The following is an 11,246-nucleotide window of genomic DNA, read 5'->3' on the forward strand; positions in this document are numbered from 1 at the left end:
AGAGACGAACCCATGCTCCGCAACTTTCTCCGCGACGACGATCTCAGCCCTGCCGAACAGGCCGAGATCCTGGACCTCGCCGACCAGTTGAAGGCCGAGCCGCTGAGCTCCCGCGCGTTGGAGGGCAAGTCCGTCGCGGCGATCTTCGAGAAGAACTCCACCCGGACCCGGTTCTCGTTCGAGGTGGGCATCTCCCAGCTCGGCGGGCATCCGGTGATCGTCGACGGGCGCTCGATGCAGCTCGGCCGCGAAGAGACCATCGAGGACACCTCGCGGGTGCTTTCGCGGTACCTGGACGCGATCGTCTGGCGGACCTTCGCCCAGAAGCGCATCGACGCGATGGCGTCGGCGGCGAGCATCCCGGTGATCAACGCGCTCACCGACGAGTTCCACCCGTGCCAGGTGCTCACCGACCTGATGACCATCCGTGAGCGCAAGGGCAAGCTCGCCGGGCTCACCCTGGTCTACCTCGGCGACGGCGCCAACAACATGGCGCATTCGCTGCTGCTGGGCGGGACGACGGCCGGGATGCACGTCCGCGTCGTCTCACCGGAGGGCTTCCAGCCGGATCAGCAGGTCATGCTCGACGCCAAGCACCGTTCGGGCGAAACCGGCGGCAGCACGACGGTCTTCACCGACCCGTACGCCGCGGTCGAAGGCGCGGACGTCGTCGTCACCGACACCTGGACCTCGATGGGCCAGGAGAACGACGGCCTCGACCGGGTCGGCCCCTTCCGCGAGCTGCAGGTCAACGCCGCGCTGATGCGCCGCGCCGCGGACGAGGCGATCGTGCTGCACTGCCTGCCCGCGCACCGCGGCTGGGAGATCACCGACGAGGTCATCGACGGCCCGGCCAGCGCGGTCTGGGACGAGGCCGAGAACCGGCTCCACGCGCAGAAGGCGCTGCTGGTGTGGCTCCTGGGCAAGAAGCGACGATGACCGGCAGCAGGGTCACCCGGCAGGCCCGGATCACCGAACTCGTGTCCACGATGGCCATCCGCAGTCAGACGGAGCTCGCGAAGCTCCTGGCGGCGGAGGGCATCGACGTCACCCAGGCGACGCTTTCGCGGGATCTCGACGAACTGGGCGCTGTCAAGCTGCGGGGCGCGGACTCCGGAGCGCCGGTCTACGTCATCCCGGAGGACGGCAGTCCGGTCCGCGGGGTGCAGGGCGGCACGTCCCGGCTTTCGCGGCTGCTCGCCGAACTGCTCGTTTCGGCGGACTCGTCGGGGAACCTGACGGTGCTGCGGACCCCGCCGGGTGCGGCGCAGTTCCTCGCCAGCGCCATCGACAGGGCGGCGCTGGAGGAGGTCGTCGGTTCGATCGCCGGTGACGACACGGTCGCCGTGATCGCGAGAGAACCTTTGTCCGGCAAGGATCTGGCCGAGCGTTTCATGGCGCTGGCCCGGCGGTCGTCCATAGTGGACGGCGGTGAGGAGACCGAAGGTGGCGCCTGACGCGTTCGCCTTCCCGGATGACCCGGAGAGGCTTGTCGTCACCTTCGACGAAGGTGTGCCCGTCGCCATCGACGGGGAGACGGTCACCCTGCTGGAGGCCTTCCAGCAGGTGAACCGCCGTGTCGGCGCCCTCGGGCTCGCCGGGCGCGAGATCTACGAGGGTCCCGCCGCGGTCGCGCTGGTCACCGCGCGGGAAGAATTGGAAAAAGTCAGTCTCGGGCGGGTGTCCGGCGAAGTCCGCCTGATCCTGCACCGGGGGAACGCGGTCGTGAACTCGGCGCGCGACGAGCGCGCGCTGTACGACTTCACCACAGGCACTACGTTCGACCAGTCAGTCGCCTGAAGAGAACCAAGGAATTCGAGGAGTGTCGTGAGCGGGAATGAGCAGCCGGTGCAGCTGTGGGGCGGCCGGTTCGCCAGCGGGCCGGCGGAGGCGATGGCGGCGCTGAGCGCGTCGACCCATTTCGACTGGCGCCTGGCGCCGTACGACATCGCCGGGTCGAGGGCCCACGCGCGGGTGCTGCGGAAGGCCGGGCTCCTCACCGACGACGAGCTGACGGGCATGCTCGCCGCACTGGACACGCTCGCGCAGGACGTCGCCTCGGGCGCGTTCACCCCGACGGTCGCCGACGAGGACGTCCACACCGCGCTCGAACGCGGCCTGCTGGAGCGCGCGGGCACCGAACTCGGCGGCAAGCTGCGGGCGGGCCGGTCACGCAACGACCAGGTCGCGACGCTGTTCCGGATGTGGCTGCGGGACGCGGCCCGCCGCGTGGTCGCGGGCACCCTCGGCGTCGTCGACGCGCTGGTTTCGCAGGCGAAGCGGCACCCGGACGCGATCCTCCCGGGCCGCACCCACCTGCAGCACGCCCAGCCGGTCCTGCTGGCACACCACCTGCTCGCCCACGGCCAGTCGCTGCTGCGTGACGTCACCCGGTTGCGTGACTGGGACGCTCGCACCGCCGAGTCGCCCTACGGTTCCGGCGCGCTCGCGGGTTCCTCACTCGGCCTCGACCCCGAGGCCGTCGCCGCGGAACTCGGCTTCGACACCAGCGTCGACAACTCCATCGACGGCACCGCCTCGCGGGACTTCGTCGCCGAGTTCGCCTTCGACGTCGCGATGCTCGCGGTGAACCTGTCCAGGATCGCCGAAGAGGTGATCATCTGGAACACCGCCGAATTCGGCTACGTCACCCTCGACGACGCCTGGGCGACCGGCAGTTCGATCATGCCGCAGAAGAAGAACCCCGACGTCGCCGAGCTGACCCGCGGCAAGGCCGGACGGCTCATCGGCAACCTGACCGGCCTGCTCGCGACGCTCAAGGCACAGCCGCTCGCGTACAACCGGGACCTGCAGGAGGACAAGGAGCCGGTCTTCGACTCCGTCGAACAGCTGGAGCTGCTGTTCCCGGCGATCGCTGGCATGCTCGAGACGCTGACCTTCCACACCGACAGGCTCGCCGAACTCGCGCCCGCCGGGTTCACCCTCGCCACGGACATCGCCGAATGGCTGGTGCGCCAAGGGGTTCCGTTCCGTGTCGCGCACGAAGCGGCGGGGGAGAGCGTCCGCGTCGCCGAGGGCCGCGGTGTCGGCCTCGACGAACTGACCGACGAAGAGTTCGAGAAGATCAACCCGGCGCTGACACCCGCCGTGCGCGAGGTACTGACCGTCGAGGGCTCGGTGAGCTCGCGCAACGCCCGTGGCGGTACCGCTCCGGAGCGGGTCGCCGAGCAGCGGGACCGGCTGGTCGCGCGGGTCACCGAACACCGCGCCTGGCTGAGCTGACCTGTCGCGTGAAGGCCCTTTCTGTAGCTCCGGAGGCCGGTAGTCGTCTGACCTGCACTAACGACGGCTATCGGCCTTCGGCGGTACGAGCGGGTACGCAACAGCGGAGGAGCGTGAACGCGTCTTGGCGGCCGTCGAGGCTGGAGAGCCTGACGTGTTCGCCCAAGGGCCGACGTCCAACTCTATCGATGCGGCGATCTGCCCCCACTTGTTCGAAAACGCCATCGGCCACTTCCGGACTCGAGCGATCGAGGGCAAGACATCGACCCTGCGGGCTAATGCGGTTTCCATGTTGGGTTTCCTGCCGGGCAGAGAGAACGCCGAAGTGGTGGCGCGGGCGCTCGACACGGACCCGAAGGACAGCGAATCTCGCTGGGTCGCCGGTTGGCTGCTACAGCGGTTAGCCCCGGTCCTCGGCTGATTCGCCCTCTCTGTCATACCCCGTGTCATGATCCGCGATACGGGAAGACAGGGGTGCGACCTGAGCGAAATCGAAGAAGTCGCCGCAGCGCTGCGGGCCGCCGTCACATCCCTTGAAAAGGCAGAGCAGGCAACGCAGCGGGCCGCCGGGGGCTTCGGAGAATCTGCCGAGCATCTGGAGCCGGCCGTCTACGGCACCGCTAACCCTGAGATAGGGGCCTTGCCTGGCCTGTACGACGAGCTACGCCAGTCCGCAGAGCAGGCGGTCAGTCACTTCAGGACCGTGAAGGCGACCATCTCGGCTTATCTCGGCAAGATCGGCGCATCGGCAACACCTGCAAACAGTGAGGTCACAGGGCCGAAGTGGGAAGATGGAGCCCGCGGCAGGCCTGGTGTGCACACCACAACCACGCCGACGAAGTCCGACCCGATTTCACAAGACCGTGTGGACGACCTGAAGCGAGATCTTCCGCCGCGTGTCGACCGTCGGGAGGGGCAGAAGACACACGGGCAGTGGGTCACGGACTCAGGCGAAGGGGACGTCGGGCACATCGTGAGCGGCCGTGACGACCTGGAAGCCGCAGCCGTTCAGTTCTTCAAGGACCAGGGCGCCCGGCGGATACCTTCCACGACTGCCGACGTCGAGGTCAAGCTAGCCGTTCACATGCAGAACAAAGGCATCATCAGCGCAACCGTCGCCGTCAACAACGAAGTGTGCAAAGGCCCGTTCGGCTGTGAAACCTTGGTTCCTAAGATCCTTCCCCAAGGAAGCGCGCTCACCGTGTACGGGACCACGCCGGACGGAACCCCGATCGGGACGACCTACCTAGGACAGAGAAAGAAGCCATGATCGAAGCTTGGTACGACGGCAATGCATCCGGAGCGACAACGGTCACCACTGCGGCCGATCTTGACCGTGTTCTAGACGCTGTGGCGGCCATGAGCGGGCCGACGCTCGCCGAGTTGTACACGGACGGCGACCCGGAAAAATCATGGCTTGAGGTCGGCTTGCACGGCGAACGGGCGAGCCTCCGGTATGTGGGCGACGACGCACCGAACGGGGCTCACTCGAAGGGCGAAACGTTCCCGCTGCCGCCCGGCGGAGAGGTTCTCTACTACTTCATGAACAACCCTCGGGAGTACCCGGACGACGCGGAGATTCCCGTGGGCATCGCCCGGCAGGCCGCCCATGACTTCCTGACCTCCGGCGGGCAACGGCCGTCCGGCGTGAACTGGACCGAGCAGGATGGCCCGCTGTAGCACTTGGCCTTCACGCGTTGGCCGCCAAACCGTCGAGGACGCGGTCGAGGCCACGCTCGAAGTCGGAGTCGTTGGTCTCGCCCGGTTTCCGATCCCGCTGGGCCGCGTACAGCTTCTTGAGCCGCGGGTGATCCCGTACCGCCTGCTCGGCAGCGGGCCACAAGCGATCTTTCCACTCCTGCTCACTCTGTCCGCTGCGCTTGAGCGTCGTCAGCCACGCGGCCTCGCTGGTGGCTCGCCCGACGACGAACGCCATGAGCGTGTTGAACGCCAGATCGGCGTCGTCCAGCGAGAAACCGGCCTCCTCGAACAGCGCCAACGCCGCTTCTGACAGCCGCAGGACGTTCGGCCCCAGATAGGCCACCCCCGCCTCGCCGAGCAGCGAGCCGATCCACGGATGGCGGAGGAACACCGCACGCAGGTCGTGCGCGAACCGCGTCGCCGCCTCCCGCCACGGACCCGGATCCGGGAGCGCGACTTCGCCGTAAATTTCGTCGACGACCAGTTCGACCAGCTCGTCCTTGCCTGCCACATGCGTGTACATCGACGCGGCGGCCACGTCGAGCCGCAGCCCGAGCTTCCGCATGCTCAGCGCGTCGATGCCCTCGGTGTCGAGCAGTTCGATGGCAGCGGAAACGATCTTTTCCCTGCTCAGCAGCGGCTGCTCGCGCTTGCGTTTCGGGGGACGGATCCAGATCGACATCCGCGCTCCTTCCTTGTCCGTACAGTGTTCAGTATGCCTAACAGTGTAAGGACAGTCTTCGACCACGCCCACTGGCGGTCCCGCCTCGACGATCTGCGCGCCGAACACCGTGTTCCCGGCGCATCCCTCGCGGTGCTGACCGGCGGCGAGATCCACGAACTCGCGAGCGGGATCCTGCACCGGGGGACCGGAGTGGAGACGACCACCGACTCTGTCTTCCAGCTCGGCTCGATCGCGAAGGTCTACACGGCCGCGTTGGTACTGGGGCTGGCCGAGGAGGGGCGGCTGGACCTCGACGCACCGGTGATCGAGGCGCTCCCTGAGTTCGCGACGGTCGATCCGGAGGCGACCAGGACCATCACCGCCCGGCAGTTGCTCAGCCACACCGGTGGGCTCACCTGCGACTTCATGGAGGACACCGGGCGCGGCGACGACTGTCTGGCCAAGTACGTCGAAGCAGCCAGGGGAGTGGCGCTCGACTGCCCGCCGGGCACGGCCGCGTCCTACAGCAGCGTCGGATACGCCGTGCTCGGCCGGATCGCCGAGGTGCTCACCGGACTGACCTGGGACGACGCCTTGCGAGAGCGGCTCATCGCGCCGCTCGGGCTCACCGAGACGATGACCCTGCCCGAAGAGGCCTTGCGGTTCCGGGTGGCGATGGGGCATCTCGGGCAGGACCCGGAACCGACGGCCGCCTGGGATCTCCTGCCACGCAACGCCGGACCGTACGGCCGAGTGCTCGCCACGGCCGGCGACGTGGTCCGCTTCGCGCGGATGCTGCTGGACGGCACCTCGGCCGACAGGACTCGCGTGCTCGCCGAAGAGACGGTGACCGCGATGCGACGTCGCGAGGTCGAAGTACCCGACAAATGGACGCTCGGTTCCGACGGCTGGGGCCTGGGCCTGTCGACCTACGACTGGAACGGCGTTCCCGGTTTCGGGCACAACGGTTCGTCGATCGGGCAGCGCTCCTATCTGCGGGTGGTTCCGGAAGCCGGGCTCGCCTTCGCGCTGCTCACCAACCACGGCACGACCGATCGGCTGTACAACGACCTGTCACGGGAACTGCTCGGCGAACTCGCCGGAGTCCAGGTGCCCGCCGAGTTCGCTCCGCCGCCATCACCGCCTTCGGTGGACGTCGCACCTTTCGCGGGCATCTATCGCCGCGAAGGCGTCATCATCACCGTCACCGAAACGGAAGGGACGCTGCACTTCGTCTACGAATTCGCCGACGCGCTCGAGGGAATCGCCCCGTCGATCGAAGCGGATCTGGTGCCGGTGTCGGAAAACGTCTTCGCCGGGATGAACCCGATGTTCGGCGACGACTGGATGCCGGTGCTGTTCTCGAAACTCCCTGACGGCACCGAACACTGCTACACCAGCATGCGAGTCGCGCCGAAGATCGCGTAGCTACTTCTTTGCGGTCTTCCGGAGTTTCGCGCGCACCGCGCGGGTGGCCACCGGGCCGAGTCCTTCAAGGACGTCGGCCAGGACGGCCAGCTGGCCCAGTGCGGCCAGCGCCTTTTCGGCGCCTTCCGGATCGACCGACTCGAACAGCGTCAAGCCGAGGAAGCCGGCGGAGACCGCGTGGGCGAGCCCTTCGGTCTCCGCCAGTTCGAGCACCGGCGAACCGGCCAGCACGCGGTCGAGGGTTCCTTGGACTTCGCGGACCCATTTGTCCAGCGCCTCTCGCGTCGCCTCGGCCAGCCGTCCGCCGCCCTGCGAGCCGGCGAGGGCCTGGGCGAGGACCGCCATGTTCCCCTCGGCGCGCTCCTCCGTGTGGATGGTCCGGCCCAGTTCCAGCAGTTCGCCCAGCGTGCGCACTTCGGCGAACCGGTCACGGAAATGGGCGACGCGGCTTTCGGTCGCTGTCACGCAGGCCTGTGCGAGCAGCTCCTCGACACTGCCGAAGTGGTAGAAGATCAGCGCTTGATTGGTGCCCGCCGCGGTGGCGACGGTCCTGGCGGAAACCGCGGTGATTCCGCTGGTGCGGATGGTCTCCAGCGCGCCGTCGATCAACCGCTGTTTCGTGCTGGGCCCGTTCATCAGTCCAGGACCTTCTCACGCAACGGCTTCACCGCACCGCTCACCCCCGCCCGCAGGTCGACGAACCGTGCCTCGAACGCGCCCCAGTAGCCGAACAGCGGGCCGAACCGCCGGTTCGTCACCTTGATCTCGATCCTGAACAGGTCGCTCTCCTCGTCGAACCACTCGTCGACCTCGGCCACCCCGACGACGGATCGCGGCACCACACAGCGGAGCGGGCCTTCGCGCAGCCGGAATTCCTCCGACCGGATGTGGAAGCCGCCGTCGGGTCGCACCGTCACGTCGAGATCGACCGCGATGTGCTGATGCGTGCCCAGGTAGTCGACGATCTTCCCGCGCTCGGCGCTGTAGACCATCTGCGCGTCGAACCGCCGTCGCCGTTCCGGCAGTTCGAAGGTGCGGACGAACGACACCGTCTCCCTGCCGAGCGAGTCGACGTACGGATAGTTCTCGATGGTGAAGGGGACGTTGTGGCCGCGCTCCGGGAAGAGGATGTGCCTCGACGCGCCGAGCCGCAGGAACGGCGTGGCGAACGCGGCGCCGCGCCAGATCTCGTCCATCACGCCGACGCCGATCATCCCGACGCCGTTCGCCGTGCTCAGCGACAGTCGTTCGCGCATCCGCGGGTGCAGCGACGCGAACTCGGTGCCCAGGGCCTCTTGGAAGATCATGCCTGCTCCAGGGTGTCCAGAATGCGGGGTGCGGTGCCGTCCTTGCCCGCTCGCGGACTCCGGCGGCAGCGGCTCGCCGCGGGCGAAAGCAAGGGGAGGTCCTCCGGCGGGCAGCCGGTTTCGAGCCAGAGACGGAGCCTGTCGAACGACCAGGCCGTCATCCAGCCGAAGATCGGCCGGAACAGCAGATCGGCGAACCTGCCGAAGACACCCCACCGGGTGATGTAGTCGAAGCCGGTGACGAACCGGACGCCGTCCTCGGCCGGGGTATAGCGCCAGTACCCCGAACCGGACTTTATGAGGGACAGCGGATCCGAGGAGGCGAACCGCAGCGCGGACGTCCGGCCGCCGTCGGGCCGTTCGCTCTCCCCGGCGTGCGTTCCGGTCCCGTTGATCACGAACCCCAGGAATTTCGTCGCGTACCGGAACCGTCCCGGCACGCCCGCCAACGGTTCGATGCGCGCGAAGCGGAGATCCCACCGTTCATGCAGGTCAGGGTCCTGCGTGTACCGCCACAGGGTGCCGAGGTCGGTGCGGATCACCGTTTCGACGTAAAGCGCTCTCCGGCTCATCGAGCCTCCCCTCCAGGTTGAGCGATCGCTCAAAAGCACTGTAGACCATGTTTGAGCGAACGCTCAATACCGAATCGTCGGAGGCTCCGGTTAAGGTCGGGGAGTGCGGAACTTGGTGACCGGGAGGCAGTTCACCCGGCGAGAGCTGGCGCTGGATCCGGTGGAGCTGTCGACGCTCCTGCTCGGCGCGGTGATCGAAGCGACCGGTCCCGACGGCACGGTCGCCGTCCGCCTGGTCGAGGTCGAGGCCTATCGCGGACTCGACGACCCCGCGTCGCACTGCTACCGCGGCATGACCCCGCGCAACGCGGTCATGTGGGGTCCGGCGGGGTATCTGTACGTGTACTTCGTCTACGGGATGCACTTCTGCGCCAACGTCGTCGGCACCGAAGACGGGCAGCCGGGCGCCGTGCTGCTGCGGGCCGGGGAGGTGGTGTCCGGCGCGGACATCGCCAAGGCGCGCAGGCCGTCGGCGCGGGGCAACGGCGAACTGGCCAAGGGGCCCGCCATCCTCACCTCGGTGCTCGGCATCGACAAGGCCGAGAACGGCGTCGACCTGACAGACCCCGCGTCACCCGTCCGGCTGTTCACCGGCGAACGCGCACCCGACGCGGACATCCGCACCGGGCCGCGCGTCGGCGTCGCGATGGCGATGGACACGCCGTGGCGGTTCTGGATCGACGGCTCGCCCGCGGTCTCCACCTATCGCCGGGGCGGCAAGCGGCGGGCGGCGGCCCCCGGCCGATAGTCGGTTGACCTGGTGCGGGAGGATCTACAGGCGTGAGCGAGCACATCCTTGACGAGCTGACCTGGCGCGGCCTGATCGCGCAATCCACCGACACCGACGCACTGCGGCGAGACCTCGACCAAGGACCCCTCACGCTCTATTGCGGATTCGACCCGACCGCGCCCAGCCTCCACGCCGGCAACCTGGTCCCGCTGCTGATGCTCTCGCGCTTCCAGCGCGCCGGGCACCGGCCGATCGTGCTGGCGGGCGTCGCCACCGGGATGATCGGCGACCCGCGCGACACCGGTGAGCGCACCCTGAACACGGTGGACACCGTCTCCGAGTGGGCCGACCGGATCCGCGGCCAGCTGGAGCGGTTCGTCGACTTCGACGACTCGCCGACCGGTGCGGTCATCGAGAACAACCTGGACTGGACCGCGAAGCAGAGCGTGGTCGAGTTCCTGCGCGACGTCGGCAAGCACTTCCCGGTCAACATGATGCTGAACCGGGAGACGGTGAAGCGACGCCTCGAAGGCGACGGCATCTCCTACACCGAGTTCAGCTACCTGCTGCTCCAGTCGCAGGACTACCTGCACCTGTACCGCGAGTACGGCTGCAAGCTGCAGATCGGCGGCTCGGACCAGTGGGGCAACCTCGTCGGCGGCGTCGACCTGATCCGCCGCACCGACGGCGGGCACACCCACGCGCTGACCGCGCCGCTGGTCACCGACTCCGAGGGACGCAAGTTCGGGAAGTCCACCGGCGGCGGCAGCGTCTGGCTCGACCCGGAGATGACCTCGCCGTACGCGTGGTTCCAGTACTTCCTGAACGTCGCCGACGCCGACGTCATCCGCTACCTGAAGATGTTCTCCTTCCTCGGACAGGAGGAGATCGCGGCGCTCGCCGAAGACACCGAACAGCGCCCCCACCTGCGGTCCGCGCAGCGGAAGCTGGCGGAGGACTTCACCACTCTGGTGCACGGCGAGGAAGCGACCCGGCAGGTCGTCGCCGCGAGCCAGGCGCTCTTCGGCAGGGGAGAGCTGCGTGAGCTCGACTCGTCCACCCTCGACGCCGCCATGGCCGAGGTGCCGAACGGCAAGGCGGACCCGAACGGCGAGTCGACGATCGTCGACCTGTTGATCGCCGCCGGGCTCGTCGACAGCAAGGGCGCCGCGCGCCGCACCGTCAAGGAAGGCGGCGCGTACGTCAACAACACGAAGATCGCCGACGAGGAGTGGAAGCCGTCCGCGGACGACGCTCTGCACGGCCGCTGGCTCGTGGTCCGCAAGGGCAAGCGCAACGTCGCCGGCGTCCGCGTCGGGGGCTGAGCGCGGCCCTGGCCCGAAACAGGGGCCTTGACCTGCGGAAACGCAGTTAAGGTACCCCCCTGTTTCGGGCCCCTGGAGGCCATGTAAAGTTCTCCAAGTCGCCAGGGAAACCGGGTGGCCGCGGGACACGAACCAAGCTCTCACCCCAAGGTGATTGAGTGGGTGTCCCACCAAAACTGCTAGAAATAACTGCTTCGGATAAGGCCGCGTGACTGCGGTGCGATTCGGGGTGTGTTGCTTGAGAACTCAACAGTGTGCTAGTGAACTAAGCCAGTA

The 11,246-nt window shown here is 67.9% G+C and carries 14 protein-coding genes; 10 read left to right on the forward strand and 4 right to left on the reverse strand.

All coding sequences use genetic code 11. From position 1 onward, the window contains the following. The first annotated feature begins 12 nt into the window (after positions 1 to 12). From argF to ACLJRM_RS31175, 7 genes are all read left to right on the forward strand, one after another. Positions 13 to 939 (forward strand): ornithine carbamoyltransferase, encoded by a 927-nt coding sequence (gene argF, locus ACLJRM_RS31145; RefSeq protein ID WP_410665075.1) that lies wholly within the window; start codon positions 13 to 15, stop codon positions 937 to 939. Beyond that, on the forward strand, positions 936 to 1,457 hold the full coding sequence (locus ACLJRM_RS31150) for an arginine repressor (protein WP_101608755.1): 522 nt from the start codon (positions 936 to 938) through the stop codon (positions 1,455 to 1,457). The genes argF and ACLJRM_RS31150 overlap by 4 nt, the downstream gene beginning before the upstream one ends. Then, on the forward strand, positions 1,447 to 1,800 hold the full coding sequence (locus ACLJRM_RS31155) for an argininosuccinate synthase (RefSeq protein ID WP_410599105.1): 354 nt from the start codon (positions 1,447 to 1,449) through the stop codon (positions 1,798 to 1,800). Before ACLJRM_RS31150 ends, ACLJRM_RS31155 begins: the two co-directional genes overlap by 11 nt. Positions 1,801 to 1,827: 27 nt before the next feature. Continuing rightward, positions 1,828 to 3,243, forward strand: coding sequence for an argininosuccinate lyase (gene argH, locus ACLJRM_RS31160; protein ID WP_410665076.1), 1,416 nt, complete (start codon positions 1,828 to 1,830; stop codon positions 3,241 to 3,243). Between the two features lie 124 nt (positions 3,244 to 3,367). Further along, positions 3,368 to 3,664: a hypothetical protein gene (locus tag ACLJRM_RS31165; protein WP_410665077.1), complete on the forward strand. Its 297-nt coding sequence runs from the start codon at positions 3,368 to 3,370 to the stop codon at positions 3,662 to 3,664. A gap of 27 nt (positions 3,665 to 3,691) precedes the next feature. Then, entirely contained in the window at positions 3,692 to 4,513 is an 822-nt protein-coding gene (locus ACLJRM_RS31170; RefSeq protein WP_410665078.1) for a DddA-like double-stranded DNA deaminase toxin, read from the forward strand. Then, positions 4,510 to 4,923 (forward strand): Imm1 family immunity protein, encoded by a 414-nt coding sequence (locus tag ACLJRM_RS31175; protein ID WP_410599102.1) that lies wholly within the window; start codon positions 4,510 to 4,512, stop codon positions 4,921 to 4,923. Before ACLJRM_RS31170 ends, ACLJRM_RS31175 begins: the two co-directional genes overlap by 4 nt. Positions 4,924 to 4,933: 10 nt before the next feature. Here ACLJRM_RS31175 and ACLJRM_RS31180 read toward each other — a convergent pair whose 3' ends face one another. Then, positions 4,934 to 5,626: a TetR/AcrR family transcriptional regulator gene (locus ACLJRM_RS31180; RefSeq protein WP_410665079.1), complete on the reverse strand. Its 693-nt coding sequence runs from the start codon at positions 5,624 to 5,626 to the stop codon at positions 4,934 to 4,936. A gap of 33 nt (positions 5,627 to 5,659) precedes the next feature. On the opposite strand from ACLJRM_RS31180, the gene ACLJRM_RS31185 reads away from it, so the two are divergent. Beyond that, complete coding sequence (locus ACLJRM_RS31185) at positions 5,660 to 7,036, forward strand: serine hydrolase domain-containing protein (RefSeq protein ID WP_410665080.1); 1,377 nt, start codon at positions 5,660 to 5,662, stop codon at positions 7,034 to 7,036. Here ACLJRM_RS31185 and ACLJRM_RS31190 read toward each other — a convergent pair whose 3' ends face one another. Genes ACLJRM_RS31190 through ACLJRM_RS31200 form a run of 3 tightly spaced genes read right to left on the reverse strand, consistent with a single transcriptional unit; the run spans position 7,037 to position 8,915 of the window. Then, on the reverse strand, positions 7,037 to 7,672 hold the full coding sequence (locus ACLJRM_RS31190; RefSeq protein ID WP_101608750.1) for a TetR/AcrR family transcriptional regulator: 636 nt from the start codon (positions 7,670 to 7,672) through the stop codon (positions 7,037 to 7,039). Next, entirely contained in the window at positions 7,672 to 8,343 is a 672-nt protein-coding gene (locus ACLJRM_RS31195) for a DUF4166 domain-containing protein (RefSeq protein WP_410665081.1), read from the reverse strand. Before ACLJRM_RS31195 ends, ACLJRM_RS31190 begins: the two co-directional genes overlap by 1 nt. Next, entirely contained in the window at positions 8,340 to 8,915 is a 576-nt protein-coding gene (locus ACLJRM_RS31200) for a hypothetical protein (protein WP_101608748.1), read from the reverse strand. The genes ACLJRM_RS31195 and ACLJRM_RS31200 overlap by 4 nt, the downstream gene beginning before the upstream one ends. A gap of 112 nt (positions 8,916 to 9,027) precedes the next feature. On the opposite strand from ACLJRM_RS31200, the gene ACLJRM_RS31205 reads away from it, so the two are divergent. Together ACLJRM_RS31205 and tyrS are read left to right on the forward strand one after the other, a co-directional pair. Continuing rightward, the gene (locus ACLJRM_RS31205; RefSeq protein WP_101613286.1) at positions 9,028 to 9,663 is read left to right on the forward strand and encodes a DNA-3-methyladenine glycosylase; all 636 of its coding nucleotides are present in this window, start codon (positions 9,028 to 9,030) and stop codon (positions 9,661 to 9,663) included. A gap of 32 nt (positions 9,664 to 9,695) precedes the next feature. Beyond that, on the forward strand, positions 9,696 to 10,970 hold the full coding sequence (gene tyrS / locus ACLJRM_RS31210; RefSeq protein WP_101608747.1) for a tyrosine--tRNA ligase: 1,275 nt from the start codon (positions 9,696 to 9,698) through the stop codon (positions 10,968 to 10,970). The last annotated feature ends 276 nt before the right edge of the window (positions 10,971 to 11,246 follow it).

The sequence above is a fragment of the Amycolatopsis sp. lyj-84 genome, assembly GCF_046549075.1.
Lineage (GTDB): Bacteria > Actinomycetota > Actinomycetes > Mycobacteriales > Pseudonocardiaceae > Amycolatopsis.